This is a genomic window from Pseudoxanthomonas sp. CF125 (genome assembly GCF_900104085.1).
Taxonomy (GTDB): domain Bacteria; phylum Pseudomonadota; class Gammaproteobacteria; order Xanthomonadales; family Xanthomonadaceae; genus Pseudoxanthomonas_A.
In genome coordinates this window covers 530,074-551,672 of sequence record NZ_FNLD01000003.1, presented here as the reverse complement: position 1 = coordinate 551,672, position 21,599 = coordinate 530,074, and the positions used below count along the sequence as shown (strand labels likewise).

The 21,599-nt window shown below is 65.4% G+C and carries 20 protein-coding genes; 9 read left to right on the top strand and 11 right to left on the bottom strand.

The features are described from left to right. Window positions 1-156: 156 nt before the first annotated feature. The 4 genes from BLR66_RS15965 to zwf all read right to left on the bottom strand — a co-directional run bounded on the left by BLR66_RS15965 (window position 157) and on the right by zwf (window position 4,870). Entirely contained in the window at window positions 157-1,887 is a 1,731-nt protein-coding gene (locus BLR66_RS15965; RefSeq protein WP_093289306.1) for an ExeM/NucH family extracellular endonuclease, read from the bottom strand. A gap of 73 nt (window positions 1,888-1,960) precedes the next feature. Further along, complete coding sequence (locus tag BLR66_RS15960) at window positions 1,961-2,479, bottom strand: c-type cytochrome (protein ID WP_093289303.1); 519 nt, start codon at window positions 2,477-2,479, stop codon at window positions 1,961-1,963. Between the two features lie 145 nt (window positions 2,480-2,624). Next, window positions 2,625-3,344, bottom strand: a complete 720-nt coding sequence (pgl, locus tag BLR66_RS15955; RefSeq protein ID WP_093289300.1) for a 6-phosphogluconolactonase — start codon at window positions 3,342-3,344, stop codon at window positions 2,625-2,627. 47 nt (window positions 3,345-3,391) lie between these two features. Beyond that, the gene (gene zwf / locus BLR66_RS15950) at window positions 3,392-4,870 is read right to left on the bottom strand and encodes a glucose-6-phosphate dehydrogenase (RefSeq protein ID WP_255402708.1); all 1,479 of its coding nucleotides are present in this window, start codon (window positions 4,868-4,870) and stop codon (window positions 3,392-3,394) included. 137 nt (window positions 4,871-5,007) lie between these two features. On the opposite strand from zwf, the gene BLR66_RS15945 reads away from it, so the two are divergent. The 8 genes from BLR66_RS15945 to BLR66_RS19260 all read left to right on the top strand — a co-directional run bounded on the left by BLR66_RS15945 (window position 5,008) and on the right by BLR66_RS19260 (window position 12,739). Then, window positions 5,008-5,757 carry a GntR family transcriptional regulator gene (locus BLR66_RS15945; protein ID WP_093289297.1) on the top strand — a complete coding sequence of 250 codons (750 nt, stop codon included), beginning with the start codon at window positions 5,008-5,010 and terminating at the stop codon, window positions 5,755-5,757. A gap of 187 nt (window positions 5,758-5,944) precedes the next feature. Continuing rightward, a complete protein-coding gene (locus tag BLR66_RS15940) occupies window positions 5,945-6,523 on the top strand; it encodes a hypothetical protein (protein WP_093289294.1) in 579 nt (192 codons plus the stop codon). 13 nt (window positions 6,524-6,536) lie between these two features. Further along, window positions 6,537-8,255, top strand: coding sequence for a hypothetical protein (locus BLR66_RS19265; protein ID WP_176943919.1), 1,719 nt, complete (start codon window positions 6,537-6,539; stop codon window positions 8,253-8,255). Next, entirely contained in the window at window positions 8,252-8,782 is a 531-nt protein-coding gene (locus tag BLR66_RS15935) for a Rab family GTPase (protein ID WP_176943918.1), read from the top strand. Before BLR66_RS19265 ends, BLR66_RS15935 begins: the two co-directional genes overlap by 4 nt. Beyond that, entirely contained in the window at window positions 8,779-10,278 is a 1,500-nt protein-coding gene (locus tag BLR66_RS15930; protein WP_093289288.1) for a sensor histidine kinase, read from the top strand. Before BLR66_RS15935 ends, BLR66_RS15930 begins: the two co-directional genes overlap by 4 nt. Before the next feature lie 60 nt (window positions 10,279-10,338). After that, entirely contained in the window at window positions 10,339-11,268 is a 930-nt protein-coding gene (locus tag BLR66_RS15925; protein ID WP_093289285.1) for a LysR family transcriptional regulator, read from the top strand. Window positions 11,269-11,790: 522 nt separating this feature from the next. Then, the gene (locus tag BLR66_RS15920; RefSeq protein WP_093289283.1) at window positions 11,791-12,252 is read left to right on the top strand and encodes a transposase; all 462 of its coding nucleotides are present in this window, start codon (window positions 11,791-11,793) and stop codon (window positions 12,250-12,252) included. 349 nt (window positions 12,253-12,601) lie between these two features. After that, the gene (locus BLR66_RS19260; protein ID WP_176943917.1) at window positions 12,602-12,739 is read left to right on the top strand and encodes a beta-xylosidase family glycoside hydrolase; all 138 of its coding nucleotides are present in this window, start codon (window positions 12,602-12,604) and stop codon (window positions 12,737-12,739) included. Between the two features lie 13 nt (window positions 12,740-12,752). Here the strand turns inward: BLR66_RS19260 and BLR66_RS15915 are convergent, their stop codons facing one another. The 5 genes from BLR66_RS15915 to BLR66_RS19035 form a co-directional block, all read right to left on the bottom strand. Beyond that, window positions 12,753-13,874 (bottom strand): acyltransferase family protein, encoded by a 1,122-nt coding sequence (locus BLR66_RS15915; RefSeq protein WP_255402762.1) that lies wholly within the window; start codon window positions 13,872-13,874, stop codon window positions 12,753-12,755. A 241-nt stretch (window positions 13,875-14,115) separates the two neighbouring features. Next, window positions 14,116-15,675 carry a GH39 family glycosyl hydrolase gene (locus tag BLR66_RS15910; RefSeq protein ID WP_093289903.1) on the bottom strand — a complete coding sequence of 520 codons (1,560 nt, stop codon included), beginning with the start codon at window positions 15,673-15,675 and terminating at the stop codon, window positions 14,116-14,118. A 141-nt stretch (window positions 15,676-15,816) separates the two neighbouring features. Continuing rightward, a complete protein-coding gene (locus BLR66_RS15905) occupies window positions 15,817-17,481 on the bottom strand; it encodes an alpha-L-fucosidase (protein ID WP_093289280.1) in 1,665 nt (554 codons plus the stop codon). 61 nt (window positions 17,482-17,542) lie between these two features. Beyond that, window positions 17,543-19,093 (bottom strand): alpha-N-arabinofuranosidase, encoded by a 1,551-nt coding sequence (locus BLR66_RS15900; protein WP_255402702.1) that lies wholly within the window; start codon window positions 19,091-19,093, stop codon window positions 17,543-17,545. A gap of 79 nt (window positions 19,094-19,172) precedes the next feature. Next, the gene (locus BLR66_RS19035) at window positions 19,173-19,397 is read right to left on the bottom strand and encodes a hypothetical protein (protein WP_143014680.1); all 225 of its coding nucleotides are present in this window, start codon (window positions 19,395-19,397) and stop codon (window positions 19,173-19,175) included. A 106-nt stretch (window positions 19,398-19,503) separates the two neighbouring features. On the opposite strand from BLR66_RS19035, the gene BLR66_RS15895 reads away from it, so the two are divergent. Further along, complete coding sequence (locus BLR66_RS15895; RefSeq protein WP_093289277.1) at window positions 19,504-19,857, top strand: hypothetical protein; 354 nt, start codon at window positions 19,504-19,506, stop codon at window positions 19,855-19,857. Window positions 19,858-20,169: 312 nt separating this feature from the next. On the opposite strand, the gene BLR66_RS15890 is transcribed toward BLR66_RS15895, so the two are convergent. Both BLR66_RS15890 and BLR66_RS15885 read right to left on the bottom strand, forming a co-directional pair. Then, window positions 20,170-20,358 (bottom strand): hypothetical protein, encoded by a 189-nt coding sequence (locus BLR66_RS15890; RefSeq protein WP_093289274.1) that lies wholly within the window; start codon window positions 20,356-20,358, stop codon window positions 20,170-20,172. A gap of 86 nt (window positions 20,359-20,444) precedes the next feature. Continuing rightward, window positions 20,445-21,155 (bottom strand): MipA/OmpV family protein, encoded by a 711-nt coding sequence (locus BLR66_RS15885; RefSeq protein WP_176943916.1) that lies wholly within the window; start codon window positions 21,153-21,155, stop codon window positions 20,445-20,447. Window positions 21,156-21,599 lie beyond the last annotated feature (444 nt).

Genomic DNA, 21,599 nt, shown 5'->3' with positions numbered 1-21,599 from the left:
ACGTGGGAGCGGCGTTCCGCCGCGAGCTTTTCCGCGGTCTCGGATCGTCTAGCATTCAAAGAAGCAAGAGCTCGCGGCGGGACGCCGCTCCCACCGGTTCATGTCGGTTGGCGTGCGATGCGGCGAAGCCAACGACCGCATCGCCGACGTGCGTGCTTACAAGTCGAAACCCAGCACCATCGGGTCGTGGTCGGAACTGCGCCACGGCCCTTCGATATCGCTACCGGCGTAACCCTCGGCTTCGGGCTCGTCCGCGTTGCTATGCCATTCTGCAGCGCCGCGCAAACGCTTGGCCAAGGCTGGGCTGAGCAGCGCATGGTCCAGGCGGCCCAGCATGCCTCCGTAGAGATAGCTGTAAGGCTGCTGGACTTTGGCCACGGCGAAGGCGTCCTTCCATCCGCGTTCGCGCAGCAGGCGCATCGGGTCTTCCATCGCATAGGCGTTGAAATCGCCTACCACCAGTTTCTTGTCGGTGCGCTGGCCGGGATTGGTCTTCAGCCATGCGTCCAGTCGTTGCGCCGAATCCAGGCGCAGCGCGTTCCAGCAAGCCTGCCCGTCGCGCTGGTCGGTGTCCGGGCCAGTCGCTTCGGTGCATCCCTTGGACTTGAAATGGTTGGCCACCACCAGGAATGTCTGGCTGCCCTTGCTGCGACGGAACGCCTGCGCCAGCGGCGCGCGGCTGCGCGCTCCGAACGGCCCTTCCTCCAGCACCGCCGGTTTGCCGACCGGCGACACCCGGCTCTTGCGGTAGATCAGGCCGACACGGATTTCGTCGCCGCCCGGACCCTTCTGCGCATCGATGAAACGCCAGTCGCCGCCGCCTTCGTTCAAGGCATCGACGAATTGAGCGAGACTCGATTGCGGGCCGTAGCCATCGTTCTCCAACTCCATCAGCGCGGCGATATCCGGGTTGAGCGCCTTCAGCGTCAGCACCAGCTTGTCGGTCTGCGCCTTCAGCTGCGCCGGCGCCTTGGCGCCGCGCAGGGTGGGGAATCCGCCGCCGCTGCCGTCGCCGTTGAACAGGTTCTCCATGTTGAACACGGCCACACGCAGGTTGCCAGCCACTTTGGGCGCAGCCGGCCGCGCGGCCGGTTTGGCTTCCAGCGGCGCGGTCAGCTGCAGGCGGTAACTACCCTGGCGCTGATCGACGATGCCTCGCGCGCCGCTGGCGGTGCTGCCGCTGCGCGGAACGCCTTCGGGCAGATACCACACCGTTTTCGGATCGCGGCGGCTGCTGGCGTCGTCCAGTACGATCCGTTGCCGGGCGTTCGATCTTTCGATTTCGTGGAAACGGACGCTGCCGGGGGCTGCGATCTCGGTAGGAGTCCACAGCCGTTCGTCGAAACTGGCGGTGGTTTCGGCGTAGCGCGTATCGGTGCCGTTGAGGCTCAGTGGCGCGTCGATCATGACCAGCATCCCTTCCAGCACCTCCCAGCGATCAGGCGGCGCGGTGAACACGGTAGGGATGACGGGGACGGCCTTGGGGAGCTTCACCGGCTCAATGCGCTCCGCCCGCACGGTGGTCAAGGTGCCGAACGATTTTCCGTCGCCCGCGTCTTCGAACACGCGGCCCGTGACGCGCACCGTGTCGCCGGCGCGCAGCTTGGTCTTGGACGCCTTGGGCGGGAGGACGAACAGGCCGTCGGAAGTGAACGGATCGCCGTCGCCGCCGTCCTGGAGGAAGAAACCGCCCATGCCATCGACGAAGTTGCCGGTGATCGTGCCCTGCACGATGACCTGCTGGCCTTCCAGCGGACTGCGGTTGTCACGCCCTTGCGCCCGGCCGATGGTGATGACGCTGCGCTTGACTGCGGCATAGGTAGAGGCGGCGCCGCAAGCGCAGACCAGCGCAAGCAGCAGGGAGGCGTGGAAGCGGGACACGGTCATGGCGGCTCCGAACAGGATTCAAACTAAAACGCCGCCCGAAGGCGGCGTTGCGCGCATCGGCGAGGGCCGAAGCTTACTTCACGTTGGCCAGCATCCAATCGACGGTGGCGTGGATTTGTTCTTCGGTCAGGCCCGGGTTACCACCCTTGGGCGGCATCACCCCGCCATCGGGACCGGTGAAGCCCTCGATGGCGTGCTTGTACAAGGTGTCCTTGCCCTTGGCCGCGCGCGCGCCGAAACCGGCGGCGGTCAGGGTCGGGGCTTTGCCCACGCCATTGGTGTGGCAGGCGCCGCACAGGTTCTGGTAGATCACGCCGCCGTCCAGGGTGCCGCCGTAGGCCTGCTGGGCGGAAGCGGCCGCCAGTGCGGCGGCCTGCGCCGCCGCTTGGGCGGCAGCGCCGGTGGCGCCGGCATATACGGCGCCGGCCGGGGCGATGCGTGCCTCGGTCTGCTTGGCCGCCACGGGCGAGACTTCCGGCGGAAGGCTGCTGTGCAGGTGGTACGCACCGGCGATCAGGCCCAGGGTGACCAGCACCAGGAAGCCGATGACCATGGAGAAATGCTTGAGGAATTCGAGGTCGTAGTTACGCACTTTCCACCTTTGGCAGCGCGGCCGGGGCCGCGCTTGGCTACTGAAATCAAGGATCCCGGGGCTGCCGCATGCAGGTTAAGGGACGGGTCCGGGCGCAAGCGCCGCAGGCAAGGCCTCCATTATAAGCAGGGCCGGTGCGGATGCCTCAAGCCGTCCAGTAAATCCGCACGGGGGAGCGGGCATGTTTCAGCACGCTGCGGATGGGATAGGCGGCGCCTTGACCCTCGCCGGAGAGGGCTTCGGCCAGGACCTGCTGCTTGCCCGCGCCTTCGATGTGAAGATACAGATGGCGCGCGGCCAGGATTGGCGGCAGGGTCAGGGTGATGCGGGGTTCGCCTGCGTCGGGCGCGCGCATCGGCAGCAGCATCGCCGTCGTGGAGGGGTCCAGGGCGGCCGTCAGGTGATCGCCGCCGGGAAAGAACGACGCGGTGTGCCCGTCGTTGCCCATGCCCAGCACCAGTGCGTCGAAGGGCCAAGGCAGGGCAGCCAGGTCGGATTCGATTTCGGCCAGCGCCTGTTCGGGTTCCGGCGCATCGCGGTACAGGGGAACGAAGCGCGCCGCAGCAGCCGGTCCTTGCAGCAGGTTGGTCCTCAGCAGCGCCGCGTTGGAGCGCGCGTTCGATTCCGGCACCCAGCGTTCGTCGACCAGGGTCACCGCTATGCGCGGCCAGTCCAGCGGCTGCAGGGCGAGCGCCTGCATGAAGGCTTTGGGGGTGTTGCCGCCGGACAGGGCGAGGCTGGCGGTGTCGCGCTCGGCAAGCGCGGCGCGTAGATCGTCGGCGACGGACAGGGCCAGGGCTTCGGCCAGGGCGGTCGGGTCGGGAAAGGTATGCGGCTGGATTTTCGGGGAGAGGTCGGTGGTCATGGCTGCTCCTGTTTTCCTTCTCCCAAGGGGAGAAGGGAACAAATCGCTTATGTCGCGTCTTCATGCCAGGTCCGCCCATCGCGTTCGATGAGCGCTACTGCCGCGCTCGGTCCCCACGAACCGGCGGTGTAGGGCTTGGGCGCTTCGCGCAGGGTTTCCCAGGCGGCCAGGATCGGGTCGATCCACTTCCATGCCGCTTCCACTTCGTCGCGGCGCATGAACAGTGTGGGGTTGCCGCGCACCACGTCCATCAGCAGGCGTTCGTAGGCTTCGGGCTGGTGCACGCCGAAGGCCTCGGCGAAGCTCATGTCCAGCGGCACGTGCTGCAGGCGCAGACCGCCCGGGCCCGGGTCCTTGATCATCAGCCACAGCTTCACGCCCTCGTCCGGCTGCAGGCGCAGCACAAGCTTGTTGGCCATCACCGGCCCGGAGGCCTGGTCGAAAATCGAATGCGGTACCGGCCGGAACGCGATGACGATTTCCGATACGCGCTCGGCCAGGCGCTTGCCGGTGCGCAGGTAGAACGGCACGCCGGCCCAGCGCCAGTTGTCCACTTCGGCCTTCAGCGCCACGAAGGTCTCGGTGCGCGAATCGTTGCGGCCCAGCTCGGTGAGATAGCCCGGCACCGCACCACCATTGCTGGCGCCGGCGCGGTACTGGCCGCGCACGGTCATCTGCGCGGCGTCCTCGGCATCGATCGGGCGCAGCGAGCGCAACACTTTCAATTTCTCGTCGCGCACCGCGTCGGCCTGCATCGCCGCCGGCGGCTCCATCGACACCATGCACAGCAACTGCAGCAGATGGTTCTGGACCATGTCGCGCAGCGCGCCGGAAGTGTCGTAGTAGCCGGCGCGCTTTTCCAGGCCCACGGTTTCGGCCACGGTGATCTGCACGTGGTCGACATAGTTGGAATTCCACAGCGGCTCGAACAGGATGTTGGCGAAGCGCAGCGCCATCAGGTTCTGCACTGTTTCCTTGCCCAGGTAATGGTCGATGCGGAAGATCTGGCTTTCGGAAAACGCGCTGCCCACCGCGTCGTTGATCACCGCCGCGCTGGCCGAGTCCTTGCCGATCGGCTTCTCGATCACCACTCGCGACTTGCCCTGGTTGAGGCCGTGGGCGTTGAGGCGGGTGCAGATGTCCACGAACAGGCTGGGGCTGGTGGACAGGTAGAACACGCGGATGCGGTCGCCGTGGGTCATCAGCTCGTCGGCGAAACCCTGCCAGCCTTCGTCCTTGGTCGCGTCCAGTGCGTGGTAGCCCAGCTTTTGCAGGAATGGCGCCAGCTTGGCCTGCAACGAAGGCTCGCTGCCCACCACCGGGACCAGCGCCTCGTTGACCTTGGCCCGGTAATCGTCGTCGGACTGTTTGTCGCGGGCTACACCGACGATGCGGCTGTCCTCCGGGATCTGGCCGTCGGCGTAGCGCCGGAACAGACCGGGCAGCAGCTTGCGCAGCGCCAGGTCGCCGGTGCCGCCGAAAATCACGAGGTCGAAGGTGTCGACGGGGACAGTCTTGGCGGTCACAGCGGGTCTCTTGGAGGAACAGTGGCAGGAACGGGGAAAATACCACCGAAATACCATGATCGCCATCCACATCCCTTGAATGAGGGCGATTGGTCATTCCACTTGCGGGATTGGTATTTCATTGGTACTTTCTGTTCATGTCCTCCGCCCTGTCCCGCGAATACCAGCGCCTTGGCGCCGCCGATACCACCCGCACCCTGGCTTACGTGCGGCTGCGCCGGGCGGTGCAGAACCTGATCGACAGCGGCGTGCTGCAACCCGGGCAGGCCCTGCCCAGCGAGCGCGACCTGTGCCAGCAATTGTCGTTGTCGCGGGTCACCGTGCGGCGCGCGCTGTCCGGGTTGGTCGAGTCCGGCCTGCTGACCCAGCGCCATGGGGCCGGCAGCTTCGTGGCCGAGCGCATCCAGCGCTCGTTCTCGCGCCTGACCAGCTTCACCGACGACCTGCGCGAGCGCGGCCTCAACCCGCGCTCGGAGTTCTTCGAGCGCAGCGTGGGCGAAGTCACTCCCGAAGAAGCCATGGCCCTGAACCTGTCCCCGGGCAGCGGCGTGATCCGCTTCCACCGCGTGCGCTATGGCGGCGATGCGCCGCTGGCAGTGGAGCGCACCCTGGTGCCGCACGCACTGCTGCCGGACCCGCTGAGCGTGGTCGATTCCCTTTACGAAGCATTGCAGCCGCATGGCCATCGCCCAGTGCGCGCCTTGCAGCACCTGCGCGCAGTGGCGCTGGACGCCGAAACCGCGAAGCTGCTGCACCTGCCGGCCGGCAGTCCGGGTCTACTGATAGAGCGCCGCGCGTTTCTGGCCGATGGCCGGGTGGTGGAATCCACGCGTTCGTTCTACCGCGGCGATGCCTACGACTTCGTTGCCGAGCTGCACAGCGAATAATCCTGAATCTTACTAGTGTGAGTGTTCTCACTATTAGCGAAGTAATAGGAGTTTCTTCGCTGGGCGACGGATAATGTGACAAATGTCGCATCATGCCGTTCCGCGCGACCAAAAGTTGGCGCAGAGGCAAACGCGACGGCAAAGTCGTCTTGCAGAACACATCTTGCAGAGCCACGTCGGAGTGAACATGGGTGCCAACAAACGTTTTGAAATCGCCGACAAGGCGCCCGATGCGGCCAATGCGGACGCCAGCGACAACAAGATGGACCAGATTCGCGAACTGATGTTCGGCGGCGTGGTCCGCGATTTCGATCGTCGCATCAAGGAACTCAGCGACCTCATGGAAAGCGAGCTGGCCCGCGTGGCCGCCGACTACGAGCGGCGCATCGCCGGATTGGAAGCGCGGCTGGATCCGCAGATCGAAAAACTCGGCGCGCAACTGCGCCAGGAAAGCGCCGCGCGCACCAGCGCGCTGGACGATATCGATGTGCGCTTCGGCCAGTCCCAGCGTACCCAGCGCAGCGAAATCAACGCCGTGCTGCAGCAGCACGAAGACAACGCCAGCGCTACCGAAGCCCGCGCCCGCGATGCGTTGGCGCAACTCGACGAACGCACCCAGGCGGCGCTGCAGGCGGTGCGCGATGCGCTATCGTCGGCGCGCAGCGAACTGGGCGGACAGAAGCTGGCGCGCGAAGACCTGGCCGACCTGATGGCGGAGGTCTCGTTGCGCCTGCGCGGCGCCCAGGACGCTTCGAAGAACGGCTGAGGGCCGGCCGCGCATGAACGGCGAATACGACCGTCTTCGCCAACTGCTGCTGGAACAGGAGCGCGACCGCATGGACGCGCTGCAGGACAGCGTAGGCAAGGCGACCGCGCGTTTCGAACGCGTGCCGGACCTGCTGGCCGAAGACATCGAAGCCAGCCTCCGCGCCGGCAAGCGCTCGCGGCTGGCCAACGTGCTGTCCGAAGCCAGCGCCGACTCGCTGGAAATCGCGGTGCGCCGCCGCCCGCAGGCGGTGGTGCAGGCGGTATATCCGATCATCGGCCCGGCCATCCGCCGTTCGCTGAGCGATGCGTTGCGGCAGATGGCCGACGATCTGGATCGCGCGCTCAGCGACACCTTCAGTCCGCGCGCGTTGCTGTGGCGTTGGGAAGCCTGGCGCAGCGGCACGCCCTACGCACAAGTGATGCTGCGCCATACCGCGCGCTACCAGGTCGAGCACCTGTTCCTGATCGCGCCGGAATCCGGATTGCTGCTGGGCCACCTCACCGCCAGCGGCCTGCCGGCGCTGGATGCCGACGCGGTGGCCGGCATGTTCACCGCCATCCATCAATTCGTGCGCGATTCGGTGACGGTGGACGAAGAAGGCGGCGGCATCGGCTCGGCGACCGTAGGCGGCTACCGGCTTGCGGTCAGCGAAGGCCCGGGAGCGCGCCTGGTGGCGTTCGTGCGCGGCGTGCCGTCCAGCGATTTCGGCATGCGGCTGGACGAGCTCAACGAAGAGCTGCACGCGCGCTACGGCGCGCAGTTGGGCGAAGCCGAATCGGTAGGCATCGCTGGCGCCGGACTGCTGGAACAACCGCAACTGGACGACCTCAATTCGCGCTGGGCCACCCAACAGGGCGGTACCCGTCCGCAGCGGCGCAAATACATGTGGGCGGCGCTGACGCTGGCGGCCTTGGCGCTGCTGGTCTATGCCGCGCTCGGCTGGCGCTGGTCTTCGCAAGTCGGTGCGATCGAACGGCATCTTTCCGCTACGCCCGGACTGGTGGTGTCCAAACTGGACGATGGCGAGCGCGGCCGCCTGCGCATAGAAGGCCTCATGGACCCCCTGGCCAGCGATCCGCGGACGTGGCTGGCGCAACACTACCCGCGCGTGGAAGTCGAAATGCGCACGCGGCCATTCGTGTCGCTGGAACCGCAACTGGTGCAGCGCCGTGTGGCCCAGACCCTGCGCCTGCCCGAAGCCGCAGTGAAGGCGCCCGACACCAAAGGCGTGATCCGCCTGACCGGTTCGGTGCCGTTTCCCGACTGGTATCGCGCACGGGCCACGCCATTGTCCACGCCTGGGGTAATCGGCATCGACTACGACGGCTTGTCCTATCCGCAAAAAACGCAAATAGATGCCGCCATCGCTTCCATCCAGTCGCTCGAGCTTTCGTTCCTGAGCGGTACGGTGACGCCGGATGCCGGCTGGGAGAGGGCATTGGCCGAAATGGGCCAGAAATTGCAGGCACTGGAGCGCATCGGCGCGACTTCCTCCATCGCCTTCCATATACAGGCCGCAGGCCTGACCGACGAACCCGGTACGCTCGACCAGAACCGCGGCCTGCGCCAGCAGCGCGCCGAATGGCTGGCCAGCCGCCTGGCCGCGCAACTGCATCGGCCTTCGACCATGACGGTCAACCAGGATGCCGCATTCGCGCTGCCGCAGAACGCCTCCACGCGCGCCGCCGTGGTCACGGTCGTGCCCTACCCCGCGCCGGTGCAACGATGAGCGTTTCCCTGTCCCGAAAAATAAGCCTGCTCGGCGATTTCGCCGTAGGCAAGACCAGTACCGTGGCGCGCAGCGTGCGCAACACCTTTTCCGAGGCCTATCTGACTTCGGTGGGGGTGAAGGTGGATACCAAGACCCTGCCCGACGCCGAGGGCCGCGACCTGCGCCTGGTGCTGTGGGACATCGCCGGAGCCAGCTCGCTGGACCAGATGCGCGCCAATTACATCGGCGGCAGCCAGGGCCTGCTGCTGATCGCCGACGGTACCCGCGCCGACACCGTCGATACCGTGCTGGCGCTGCGCGACCAGGCCGTACGGCTGCTGGGGCGCGATCTGCCGGCGGTGTTGATCCTCAACAAATGCGATCTGGCCGGCGAATGGGAAGTGCCGCCGGAACGCCTCCGCGAGCTTGCGCAGCGGCTGCCGGTGTTCAGCGCCAGCGCACGCACCGGCCAGGGCGTGGAGGAAGCCTTCGCCGCACTGGCTTCGGCCGTGGCCGATGCGCCTGCCGGCTCGAAATCGCCGTGAGCGCTCCGCGCAAACCCGCCGCAACGCCTGCACAGGCACGGCCGCCCGTGGTGGTGAGCTTCGGCGAAGACGGGGAAGTGCTGGATGTGGTGGGCGACATCGATTGGTTCGTCGCCGGCGACGACACCCGCCAGGACATCTACAAACGCCTGCAGGATCTGCGCGAGGGATGGGACGGCACGCCGGACATCATCCCGGCCATGCTGCTGTCGCAAGATCGTTACGCCGACATCCATATCGTGGCCGAGCAAGACAGCCGCCATTTCGTGCTGCTGGATGCGACCGGATTGATGCAGGCGCTGCGGCGCAACCAGCAAGCCAGCAACGAAGCCGCGCTGCTGGAAGACCGTCGTCGCCGCGAGATCCGCAAAAGCGCGCCGAACGCATCGCCGCATCCGCATCCCCTGCGGCAGTTCCGCCGCAGCTCGGAATTGTTCGCCGAACTGATAGACAGCGTGCGCGCACCCATGGCGCAGCTGGCCGGCCATGCGCGCCTGCTGCAGCAACGCTGCAAAAACGACCCGGCCGCCCTGCGCTCCATCGCCGCCATCCAGCACGCCGCCGTGCGTCTGGATGCGCTGTCGACCAACGGCCTGATAGGCCTGGGCGAACTCACCGCAGGCACCCGCAACCTGGGCATCGTCGATCCGTCGCAACTGGCGGCGCTGCTGCAGGAAACCTTCGCGCTGCAGGCGCAGGCGCAGGGCATCGGTTTCGAAGTGCGCGTGCCCGAAGGCGAGAACCTGATCGAAATCGATACGCTCGCCCTGCGACAGATCCTGATCAACCTGATCATCCATGCCCTGGAGGGCATCGAAGCGGGCCGCCTGGTGGTGTCGCTGTCGGCCGCCGCGCAAGGCCTGGAGATCGAAATCGCATGCGAGCCTTCCGGCTTCAGCGCCGATCATTTCGGCCCGCTGGTCACCACCGCCGATCTGCTGCAGTCCAACGCCGGCGGCAGTCTGGGCCTGGCGGTCAGCCAGCAGCTGCTGCAGCAGATGCGGGCGATGGTGGAGCTGGTGTCCAGGCGTGGCGGCGGCCACGAAGTCTGGATCCGCTTCCCGCTCGATCGCGTGGCCGGCGCCGAAGGCGAGTTGCGCGTGCTGGAGTCGTCCCTCCCTGCCGCGCTGCTCAATGGCGAGAAAGTAGCGGTGGTGGCGGTGGAACCGGCGCAGCGCGCGAGCGGAGTGGCGGCACTGCTGGTAGATCTGGGCGTGCCGGTGGTGCCGGTGCAGGACATCGAGCGCATCGAGGCATTGGTGCGCGACGGCGCGCTGGGTGCGCTGGTGCTGTCCAGTCCGTTCGCAGGCAGCAACGGCCGCGAGATCCTCAAGCGCCTGGAGTTGCCGGCGGAAACCAGCGTCATGCTGCTGACCCCGGCGGACGAAGTGCCCGGCCGGACGGGATGGATGCGCGACCGCAACTGCGTGCGGGTGGCTTGCGACGCCGACCGTGACACGCTGCATGCGGCTCTGCGTAGCGTGTTGGCAGGTTAGTGGCGATCGGGCGATGACGCGAATGGAGCGACCGATGCTTGCGATGGCAAGGACAGAACGATGATCCAGACCGCCGACATGGTCGCCTTCGTCGCCGTGGTGGAAACGGCCAGCTTCACCGAGGCGGCCCGGCGCCTGACCACGACCAAGTCGGTGATCAGCCGGCGCGTGAGCGACCTGGAGCGCGAGTTGGGGACGCCCTTGCTGGATCGCAGCGCGCGCAACGTGCGCGCCACCGAAGTGGGCGCCGTGTACTACGCCAAATGCGTGCGCATACTGGAATCGATCGGCGCGGCCACCGATTTCGTGGCCGGATTCAATAGCCTGGTCCGCGGACGCCTGCGCGTGGCTTTGCCCGAATCCTTCAACGGCGCGCTGATCGCGCCGCTGCTCAATGAATTCGCCGAGCGCTATCCCGAAGTGCTGCTCGATATCCAGGCCGACGACGAGTACGCCAACCTGGGCGACAGCCATTTCGATGTCGCCATCCGCGCCGGCCGCCTGGGCGAGGCCAACCTCATCGCGCGTCCTCTGACCAGCTTCAGACAGTGGCTTTGCGCCAGCCCCGACTATCTGCGTGCGCATGGCGTGCCGCAGTCGCCCGACGATCTGGCCGAACACCATGGCCTGATCGATGCTTCGGGCGAGGGCCACGGCGGCTGGCAGCTGTGGATCGATGGAGAAGTGCGCAGCTGCCGGGTGCGCGAGCGGATCCGCAGCAACAGCAGCGAACAGCTCGTCCTGGCCGCATGCGCGGGCCTCGGCATCGTGCAGGCGTCCAGCATCCTTGCCGCCGACGCCATCGTTTCGGGACGGTTGCGCATCGTCCTGCCCGAGTGCGCGCCGCCCGCCCGCCAGATATCGATCGTCTATCCCAGCAGCAGGCGCGCTTCCCAGAAGGTGCAGACCCTGCTGTCGTTCCTGAGCGAACGCATCACCGCCGTCGCCAGTTGGGACGAGCGCATCGCACAGGCGCAAGCGACGCCGTAACCGCTTCGCCCGCGGCGTGACCGACCCGCCGCGAGCGGGTGCCTCCCCTGCCGGCAACGGCCGGACAACAGCGGCTCGGCGAGTGTTCGCGATTCGCGAACCATCAGTTCGTCACACATGGCTGGTGCGTTTCGGCTTGCTGCCTAAGCTATGCCGCAGGAGTGGTTGTCGGGTGTTCGTCGCACACGGAGAGTGAGGATGATCACAAGCGCGGGGATCGGGTGGTCCCGCGCCCATGCGGCCATCGAGTGATCGGTGGCTGCGTGGCGACCCCAAGGATCTCAAGGCTTCCGCCGGCGGCTTCCCCCCCGGTGGTTGCGTGGCGCAGCGAGTACCCCACTCTTGCGCCGCGTGCGGTATCCGTCAATTCCCCAAGCTCTGGCGGGTATTGCAGTCGCTGCGACGGCGACAGGTCGAGGGGGCTTCGGCCCCCTCGTTTTTTTCCGGAATGCGGGCAGGAGCAAAGATGGACGAGCAAACCGTTATTGCCCGCAATTCCCTTCGCAGAGCGGTAGTGCGCGCATGAACAGGATGGCCATGAAGGTAGTGGGCGTAACTCCGCGTGACACGGCCATGAGGCCGCAATGGACGTTTCGTATAGACGACATAGGCGTGGACAAAGCGACTTTCGAGGAAAATTGGCGCGCGCGCCAGCGTCTCAGCGACGCGCAATGGGCCAAGGTGCTGGCAGTGCTGCCTGGCCGCATCGGCGTTCGCGCCAGCAACGGCGGCAATGCCCGCCGCTTCGTCGAGGCGGTACTGTGGATGGCCCATACCCGTGCCTACTGGTCGGACGTTCCGGTCGAGTACGGCGCCTGGCACGCCATCTACATCCGCTTCGGCCGCTGGGCGCACGAGGACGTATGGGAAGACGTGGTCAAGGCCCTGGAAGATCTGCCGAAAACCCAGGCGCTGCTCGGCGCCCTGGTGGAAAAATACCAAGCCAGCTATCGCATCCAGCGGTTGCGCGGCAGGATGAAGTAAGCACGCACGACAACGCGCGGCGCCTCGGCAAGACGACGGTCTGATCCGTCGCCCTCGCTTTTCGGATATCGGTTTAAGGGCATTGCACGATGGCAAGCGGCCCTCCCTCGTGCCGGTGAGTGGTCGGTTCTCGATCAACAGCATGGGTATGATCCGTCATCCGGCGACGCTCGACGTGGGCATCGTCCTGACGCCGGAATAAATCGTCGCTGACGAGCTCGGGCCAACGGAAAGCTGCGCTGGGATCGTACGGCGAGCCAATGCCTGTTTACGCCATTACGGAAACCCGGCTACCGCAGGCGAAGACGCAGCGATTCATCGAGTTCCTGCGTGAGCTACTTGCGCAGAAGTGAGTCGGTCCAGTCTTGCGGTGGAGCCGGAGCAATGGAAGCCGGTGGCGACCGGCCTGGATGCCAGCATCCTGAGCAACGATGTCGCCGGCGGTTTCATCGGCGCGACATTCGGTCCATACGCGTTCCGTCCGTGACCGACGCAGGCCGCTAACCCGTGGCGGACTCCACGGCCGGCGGCGCCGCGACCACCGGCCGTGGCCGCGCCAGGATCCGGTCGCGCAGCCGTAGCCCGGGGCGTTCGACCAGGTAATACAGCAGCGCTGCCGCCAGCAGCGAAGCGATGCCGTACACCGCGAAAGCCGCATAGCCCCTGCCTTCCAAGGCATCGCCGGCATGCGCGTGCACCAGGCCGAAGATCGGCTTGTGCACCAGATACAGACTGAAGGACACCGCCGCCAGCCAGCCCGCGCCGGGCAGCGCGCGGCGACCGATCCAGCTGTCCGCCTGTGCTCCGGCGAACACCAGCAGCGCCAACCCCAGCGACAGCACCGGCCAGCCGATGCTGTTGCCTAGCAAGCCGGTGCGCTCGCGGAACAGCCAGAACGCCAGCGCCATCGTCGCCAACCCGGCCAACGAGATCAGGTTGGCGTACGCGGCAGCGCGCGCCCAACCTCCCGGGCGATAAGTCTTCCACACCGCAAGAGCCACACCAGCGAGCAGCCCGTCGAGCCTGTTCCAGGTCGGGTAGTAGATGTTTTCGACAAACCAGGGACGCGCGGGCTGCAGCGCGTCGAAATGCAGCCAGACCGCGGCGCGCAGGGCGATCCCTCCGAACACGATCGCCGCGCACAGCGCGACGAAGCCGGCAACCGAGGGGCGTTTGGCCAGCAGCCATGCCAACAGCGGGAACACAAGGTAGAAATGCTCCTCGACGCACAGCGACCATGCGTGGGAGAACGTGGCGTTGTCGGCATAGTCGATCGACAAGTTGACGAAGAAGCCGGCGAACTTCCACCACGGCTCCATGCCCGGCGCTTCGCGGAACCCGGGCCACAGCAGATACACCGCCAGCACCGCCCAGAACGCAGGCAGGATCCGGAACGCGCGGCGCAGATAGAACTGGCGGAACGAGAACCGGCCGCCGGCCGCCAGCGGCTTCAGCACTTGCGAGCCGATCAGGAATCCGCTGAGCACGAAGAACAGATCCACGCCCATCCATCCGTAGCGCTGCGCCCAGGCCCAGTCCTCGCCCAGGCCGCCGACCAGGTAGGAATGGAACAGCATCGTCCACACGACGGCGAGCGCGCGCAGCAGATCCAGCCCGGGCAGATGCGCAGCGGATGCCGGCGCGGGAAGAAAAGGAGCGCCGTCATCGTTCGTCGTGGTGCTATTCACTGCTGGCTAGCCTGTGGCGTCATCGGGTCGGGTCGGCACTGTAATCGAGACGGCCGCACATTGCAGACATCGCATGCCAGTCAGTGCCCGGATCGTGCCGAACCGCTCATGCGCCGAACGGATCCGTGATTTCCGCGCGGCGGCCGGTGGACGGGGGCTGCCGCGAGCGCAAACATCAGCGTCCCTCCGGCTCCAACGTCAACGTCACAAGCACGACATCGTTGCTGCGCATCGGAACCTCGAGCGTGTGCTCTCCGGCAGGTCCGATCTCGATCCTGCGGTCGGTCTCCGGCAGGTCGCGCGTCAATTCGCGAAGTTTGCCGAGCTGGCTGGCGCTCAGAGAAGCGGGAGCCCCCATCTCGATATAGGCCGAGTACGCATCGTTGGCACGAAAGCCGGTGCGTTTGACCTGAAGCCGGTACGCGCCCTCCGTCAGATGTTTGAACGTAAGCCGCGCCGCGGATACCGGCGAAGCGGGAACGAGCCTGGTGTAGAACGGCCGATTGCTGACGTTCTGCCGAGGCTGCTCCCAGTTCCAGAGCAATGCCGAAGTATTGGAACCCTCCGTCGCCAGCAGGGACTCGGCATCGGAAGATGGAATCTCCTTGCCGCGGAGTGCGTGCAGATATTTGTAAGCGAAGAACGCCGGCTTGCGGATACCTTCGCGATTGAGCAGCCCGAAGCCGCCGTGAAACGGAGTGGGCGGCGGACCCGGCTCTTCGAACAGGTCGGTGTAGGCCCAGTAGCTCATGCCCTGCACCAGTCCCTGGGTCGCCTTGATCTTGTTGAGGATATACGGCGCACTGATATACGAGTCGTGCACGGCGTCGCGCGGCGTGTAGCTGGTGCTCCACTCCGTGAAGTAAAGCGGTAGCGACGGAAACGGCGATGCGCTGATCTGTTCCCTGACCCTGCGCACGTCGCCTGTGACGGCGTCCGGAGACGGAGAAAGCTTGGTGTCGGCCTCGCCTTTCTCGTCCAGGAAACCACCGTCTACGCCATAAGCGTGGGTAGTCACGAAATCCACGGGCACGCCGTTCTTATGCGCATACTCGAGGAATTCCGGAACCCATGCCGCGCCCGCGGTCGAGGGGCCGCCGACTTGCAGCGTGGAATCGATCGCCTTGATTGCTCTGGCTGTGACGTCATAGAGCTGGAAGTAGGCTTGTTGATCGGCCCGCTCCCAGAATCCGTCGAGATTCGGTTCGTTCCAGACCTCGAAGTACCAGTGCCGCACCTCCGCCACGCCGTAGCGATCGCGCAGGTGGCGAACGAACGCATCGACGAGCGCGCGCCATGGCTCCAGCTTCGGGTGGGAGGTATTGCCTTTCCAGTAGAAGATGGTCTGCTTGGACGTGGCCATCGCATCGGGCGTGAATCCGAGCTCGATGAAGGGCCTGATCCCTTTCGACAGCAGATCGTCGTAGAGTCGATCGATCCTGGTCCAGTCGTACACGGTACGACCGTCGACGACCCGCACGGTGCCCAGCACATCGTGGAAGATGTCGTGGAATCGAATGTAGCGAAAGCCCAGCTCATCGACGGCGAGCTTCAGCTGGGCCTGGCTGTCGGAGCGTATCAACGTGCCTGGAAAATCCGAGCCGATAGACAGATCGAAGAACCGGTCCAGCGGCCGTTCGGCTCGCGCGAGGTCGATCGTGATCTCGCGTGAGGGAGCCTCGGCGGCGCTGGCCGCACCGGGCGCGACGCCGACAGCCGCCGCTGCCCAGGCCATCAGCGGCAAGCCGACGCGCCGCAGATTCAACAAGAATGCAAACATCTAACTTCTCCAGTAAGTCCACGCCAAACGATTCAAGACGAAGCTTGTCTGTCCAGCGCTCGCCGGAAATGCAAGGCGCGGCCATGGAAGCGGTCTTCAGACAAGCCCAGGGCCGCGTACTTTCAACGCAACCGCGATCGCGCCGGTCAAACCCTCAGGCAAACGCACCTCGAGACCCTTGCGGCTGCGCGTGAACGGCAGGCTGTCGGTGGCGCCCAGCGCCTCGACGCGCTCGATCGTCCCCGGCGCCAGCGCCGAGTCTTCCGCCAGCGCGGCGATGCGCAGCACGCCGTCGGCAGGCCAGCCGAGCGCGATGACGTACAGCGCGCCATTCTTGCTGGTGAAGCGGATGTCCTGGGCGGTGAAAGGCTGCGATGTTTGCTCGCTGAACATGCCACCCGCCACGCGCGTCGGCCCTTCGCCGAAAGTGCGCCATGGGCGGGTGCCATAGATGGCCTCGCCGTTGCGCGCTATCCAGGCGGCGATGTCCTCCAGGATCTCGCGCTCGTCGGCATCGATGCTGCCGTCGCCGCGCATCGGAACCGACAGCAGCAGATTGCCGTTCTTGGAAACGATGTCGCACAGACGATGAATCACCGTGCTCGCAGGTTTGTACTGGTGGTTGTCGAAGATGGAGCGGGCGTAGTGCCAGTCGCCCAGGCAGGTGTCGGTCTGCCAGGGCAGCGGCTCGATGCCTTCGCGGAAACCCCGCTCCACGTCCTCCACGACACCGGCGCGCCATTCCGCCGGCAGCGCCTTGGCATTGACGACTGCCTCCAGCTTGCCGCCATTCCAGGTCATGTTGGCGTTGTAGTAGTGCGCGGTCATGTCCAGCCCGGCTTGGCCGAGCGGCAGGCCGTGGTTGTCGAAATAGACCAGGTCGGGGCGGTAGCTGTCGATCAGGTCGCGGCAACGCAGGAACCACTGGCGCGTGAAGGCTGGGTTGTGCAGCGGCGGCTTCTCGTCCCAGTGGGCCGTTTGGCTCTCCTGCCAGGCTTCGACGCTACGGATGGTCTTGAAACCATCGGGCATGACGATGTTGCGGCCGGTGTAGAGCTCCTGCGGGTCCAGGCCTTCCCACCAGGTGCCGCGGCCATCGGCCTTGCTCAGGTGAAAGGCGTCGTAGCGTTGACCGGCATGGGGCCCTTCGGGGTCATAGCCGTAGGCGGGCTGGTACCAGTGCCAGGCGTGTGCGCCATGGTTGCTGACGCCGAAGCGCAGCCCGCGCGCGCGGGCCGCCTTGGCCCAGATACCGACGATGTCCTTCCTGGGGCCCACGCGCATGGTGTTCCAGCCGTGGTACTTGGAGTTGAACGCGTCCTGGTTGTCGTGATGGTTGGCCAGTGCAACGAAGTACTTGGCGCCGGCCTTCACGTAGAGATCCAGCAACGCGTCGGGATCCCAGTTCTCGGCTTTCCAGCGGTTCTGTACCTCCATGAACCCGACCTTGGTCGGGTGGCCGTAGGTCTTGACGTGGTGGTCGTACTGCCAGTTTCCCTGGATGTACATGCGGCGCGCGTACCAGTCGCCCATCTCGGGTACGCACTGCGCACTCCAGTGCGCCCAGATGCCGAACTTGGCGTCGCGGAACCAATCCGGTACCCGATAGTTATCGACCAGCGATGACCATGCGGGCGTGAACGCCGCGGACGCGGCACGCGCGTGCGGCAGGCTCAGCGCGCCGGCCGCAGCCCAAGCCGAGGTTTGGAGGAACGAGCGCCTTGTCCAGCCTGCACTCCAGGAACCGTTGTCGTCTCGCATGAACGTTTCTCTTCCAAGTACTGCCGCTGGGGCGATCTCGATCCGCCCAGCCGATAAGGATCTACGGTGCAGGCACCTCAACCACGACGACCGATTTCGGCGGCAGCTCCAGCGCAAGTCCCGACTCGCCGGCTTGCGCGGTATACGTTGCCGGCACGAGCTCGCGCGGCTGCTCGAAGGTGTTGTGCGCATCCATCGCGGCAGCGGTCAGGATCTTCCCCTGCACCGGCTTGCTGGTCTTCAGATTCGTGGCCACGCGCGCCGGCCTCGCCGGATCTAGGTTGACCAGTGCCAGGTGGACCGTGCCGTCGGCGGCGCGCGCTGCGGTGATGTCGACGGCCGGCAGTTCTACGCCGCCTTGCCGCCATTTCGGCGTCTGGATTGCCGTCTTCAGCGGTGTCGCGCCCATGAACGGCTGGTACAGATCGAATACGTGGTAGGTCGGCGTCAGCAGCATCCGTGAGCCGTCGGTCAGCACCATAGCCTGCAGTACGTTCACCATCTGCGCGATGCTGGTCATCTTCACGCGGTCGGTGTGGCGGTGGAACGCGTTGAACGACAACGCGGCCAGCAACGCGTCGCGCAGGGTGTTCTGCTGATATAGAAAGCCGGGGTTGGTGCCGGGCTCCGGGTCGTGCCAGGCACCCCACTCGTCGATGTAAAGCGCGATGCGCTTGTCGGGATCGTGCTTGTCCATGATGGCCGAGATGGCTTTGATGCGCTGCTCGATGCTCATCGCGGCATCGAGCGTCTTGGCCCAGCGCTCCGCGTCGAAGCCGGTGGCCTGGCCCTTGCTCTCCCAACCACCAGGGATGGTGTACTGGTGCAGCGTCAGCGCGTCCATGTGCTTGCGCGAACGCTCCATCAGAATCTCGATCAGATGGTCGTTTTGGGTACCGTCGCCGGAGGCCACTCGCAGCACCGATCCCGACAGGAAGGTGGCGTACTGGTTGTGCAGATCGGCCTGGTACTCCGGCCGCATGTTGCCGCCGCAGCCCCACATTTCATTGCCCAGGCCGAAGTACTTCACCTTCCAGGGCTTGTCCCGGCCGTTGCGCCGGCGCTCGTCGGTGAGCGTCGATTTGCCTTCGGCCGTCATGTACTCCAGCCAATGGCTCATGTCGCGCGGCGTCATCGACCCCATGTTGCCGGAGACGAACACGTCGCTTCCAAGCTGTTCCACCAAGTCCATGAACTCGTGCGTGCCGACGCGGTTGTTCTCCGACACGCCGCCCCACCACCGGTTCAACCGCACCGGGCGCTGGTCCGGATCGCCAATACCGTCGCGCCAGTAGTAATCATCGGCGAAGCAGCCGCCGGGCCAGCGCACCACCGGCACTTTGATACGGCGCAGCGCCCCGACCACATCGTTGCGCCAGCCGCGCGTGTTGGGGATGTCGGAATCCGGGCCGACCCACAGGCCTCCATAGATGCCGGCGCCCAGATGTTCGGCGAACTGGCCGTACACGTCCGGCTCAATGCGCGGTCCGGCGGCCTCGGCGGTAATCGTCAGGCGAACATCGACGGGCTGCCCGGCGCAGGCATTGGCGGCCATCGCCGCGGCGAACAACATCAGGCTCATCTTGCGCAGGCCGCGCATTGTCCAGGTCATCACGTGTCTGCCCCTGTGTCGGTTGGAAGAATTGCAGCGCTTTCGGGTGCGATGCAAAACGCATCAACACCGGTTTTTCTCACTGTTCCTGTTTGCTGCATTGACGATCAGCGATACAGGCAACAAACGCCAGCACAAATCGTTTCGTCCTGGCAGCCATCATAGAGCGGAGTTTTCGGGCGTATCGAACCGGCGGCGCGATCAGTTGCATCACCGACCACAAACAGATAGAAGCGGCGATGCTCACATGCCTGCACGAAGCTTCGTCGAATCCCGCTTGCACGACAAATGAAGTATTGAGCATGTGCCATTCCGTAAACGAATAGATGCGGCGGGCCGCATATGCGCCTGGCTCGTGCGACGCACGTTAGCGGCGAAGGAGCGAAGAGCGACGCAATGACTATGCTGTAATGCAGCATTCGATTACCTACCTGCTGCCTGCTGCCAGTTCCGACACGGCCAATGGCGAGGATCCGGTTTACGTCGCCGTGGAACTGCACGCCGCCGACGGCACGCCCATCCGTGCCGGCAACAACGACAGGCAGGTACGCGTGCGCGGCGTGGGAACCCTGGCCGGTATCGGCACCGGCAATCCAATAGACGTGTCCAGCTTCCGGTCCGGCGAACGCAAAACCTTCCATGGACGGGTGGTCGCCGCGGTCCGCGCCGGCGTCCAGGCAGGCCCAGTCGTGGTCGACATCGAAGCCGGAGGCCTGCCTTCCCGCCAGGTGCGATTGAACGCGGTCGCACCGCAGCCCTTCTGAACGGATCGCTTCCCGGCCGCGTTGCCGCATGCCCGAAGCGCGAACGCGGCATGCAGCGACGTCCGCCGCGGGTCGGCAGCGGATACCGGCGTGCTGATACCCGCGCAGCATAAAGTGACTGCTATCGGCCAAAACCGATATTCGGGGTGAGCAACCTTGACGGGAAAGGGAAGCGGAGCGCGCGCAACCCCGGCAGCGACGCGTAAGTCGCGCAGCCACCACGCCGACAGGGACCGCCGGAAGCATCGAAAGGCGCGCCGCCCATTGCGAGTCAAGACTTGTCGTTCTGCGAAGACCGACAGAATCGCAAGATCAAGGCAAAACATGAAGCATGGCGAGCATCAGCAGCAGAACGACCATGCCGACAAGACCGACCCCTAGAAGTATCGGCAGCCGGTTCCGACGCTTCTTGCGTGGCGCAATATCCGGCAAGTCGAACCAGTAGCTGCGGTTCCCTTGGAGCGGGGACGACTGCTTCTTCTTGGGTGAGCCAGCAAACATGACATTCCTCTGCTCGAAGACCGGTGATCGAGGGGCTGCGCGCCCCTCGTGTTCAAAAAGCCGCGCACCTGAAGTGGGTGCGATCTTCAGAAGTGGAACAGATAGCCCGCCGAGATCCTGGTCTGCGACGAACGTTCGACCAGAGGACTTTGCTTTATCTCGTCGCCAAGGCTGACCGTGCCGACGTCCAGGAAGAACGTGTGCCGCCGCCCAGGGCTGTAGTCGAGCCGAAGGCCCGCTTCGACGTTGACGGTAGCGTCGCCTTCATAGAAAGGACGGTCCATCGTGGCTTCTCCTGGAAGGACGCCGTAGTAGTACGCCACGTATTTCTGATCGACCCACTCCGCAGCCACGCGCGGGGTCAGACCGAAACGGCCCATGCCGAAGCGGCGTTCTACTTGTACGCGGCCGCGCGACCCTTCGCTGTTGTCCATCGCATCGACCAGGTATTCCGCCGACACTTCCGCGATCGGGTTCTTCCAAACAACCGCGGCGCCTACCCATGCGCTGTCGTCGCGTTCCTGCATGCCTTGCAGATAGTCCGACTCGCTGGGATCGTAGCCGTCCAGGGCGTAGCGCGCCCTCAACCGGAAATCCAGTACGTCGCTGTCGTTCACCTTGAAGTCGATCCGGCCGCCGTTGACGTCCACCCAGCGGTTCTCGAAGTAGACAATCGGGATCGCCTTCGTTTCATCGTCGTAGTCGCGATAAGGCCGCTGGATCACTGCGGCTCCCAAGCCAATGCCCCAGCGCGAGTCTTCCGCTTTGGTCGCCTCGACCTCCTGCGCGTGGGTCATCGTGGCGATTGCCCCGAGGGACAGGATTCCAAGTAGCTTCAAGCCTGCCGCTGATGGCAGACGACGTAGTCCCTCATGACGCATCTTTCGAATCCTCGATTGGGCCGGCCAATTGGGGGGGCCGGCAGGTTGATGTCAGTGGTGTCCCATCCAGGTGATCCGACACGACGCTGCCGTGCGGATCGCAGCACGCTGGGAATCGTGTCTTACTGACCGATGGGACAGTAGCGATCCTATGTCATAATGACCGATCGGTCATTACTGTATCCCGGGTTGGTAAGTGCACATTCAGATTTGCGGCTTGGTGCCGGCCGCGAGCTTGCGCTGGCTGGGAGAAGGACCAGAGAGAAAGGGTCCGGGTGGATGCCACCCTCCGGCTACACTGGTTTGGGGATCACCGGCTTGCCGCGTTACGGCCCGCCCGGATTCCATGCTGCGGAGAAT

What these genes read in the sequence shown, in the direction of transcription:
- BLR66_RS15965 (WP_093289306.1), bottom strand. Translation starts at nt 1,887, where the DNA reads ATGACCGTGTCCCGCTTCCACGCCTCCCTGCTGCTTGCGCTGGTCTGC.
- pgl (WP_093289300.1), bottom strand. Translation starts at nt 3,344, where the DNA reads ATGACCACCGACCTCTCCCCGAAAATCCAGCCGCATACCTTTCCCGAC.
- BLR66_RS15945 (WP_093289297.1), top strand. Translation starts at nt 5,008, where the DNA reads ATGTCCTCCGCCCTGTCCCGCGAATACCAGCGCCTTGGCGCCGCCGAT.
- BLR66_RS15940 (WP_093289294.1), top strand. Translation starts at nt 5,945, where the DNA reads ATGGGTGCCAACAAACGTTTTGAAATCGCCGACAAGGCGCCCGATGCG.
- BLR66_RS19265 (WP_176943919.1), top strand. Translation starts at nt 6,537, where the DNA reads ATGAACGGCGAATACGACCGTCTTCGCCAACTGCTGCTGGAACAGGAG.
- BLR66_RS15935 (WP_176943918.1), top strand. Translation starts at nt 8,252, where the DNA reads ATGAGCGTTTCCCTGTCCCGAAAAATAAGCCTGCTCGGCGATTTCGCC.
- BLR66_RS15925 (WP_093289285.1), top strand. Translation starts at nt 10,339, where the DNA reads ATGATCCAGACCGCCGACATGGTCGCCTTCGTCGCCGTGGTGGAAACG.
- BLR66_RS15920 (WP_093289283.1), top strand. Translation starts at nt 11,791, where the DNA reads ATGAACAGGATGGCCATGAAGGTAGTGGGCGTAACTCCGCGTGACACG.
- BLR66_RS15910 (WP_093289903.1), bottom strand. Translation starts at nt 15,675, where the DNA reads ATGGCCTGGGCAGCGGCGGCTGTCGGCGTCGCGCCCGGTGCGGCCAGC.
- BLR66_RS15905 (WP_093289280.1), bottom strand. Translation starts at nt 17,481, where the DNA reads ATGCGAGACGACAACGGTTCCTGGAGTGCAGGCTGGACAAGGCGCTCG.
- BLR66_RS15900 (WP_255402702.1), bottom strand. Translation starts at nt 19,093, where the DNA reads ATGACCTGGACAATGCGCGGCCTGCGCAAGATGAGCCTGATGTTGTTC.
- BLR66_RS19035 (WP_143014680.1), bottom strand. Translation starts at nt 19,397, where the DNA reads ATGCTCAATACTTCATTTGTCGTGCAAGCGGGATTCGACGAAGCTTCG.
- BLR66_RS15895 (WP_093289277.1), top strand. Translation starts at nt 19,504, where the DNA reads ATGCAGCATTCGATTACCTACCTGCTGCCTGCTGCCAGTTCCGACACG.
- BLR66_RS15890 (WP_093289274.1), bottom strand. Translation starts at nt 20,358, where the DNA reads ATGTTTGCTGGCTCACCCAAGAAGAAGCAGTCGTCCCCGCTCCAAGGG.
- BLR66_RS15885 (WP_176943916.1), bottom strand. Translation starts at nt 21,155, where the DNA reads ATGACCCACGCGCAGGAGGTCGAGGCGACCAAAGCGGAAGACTCGCGC.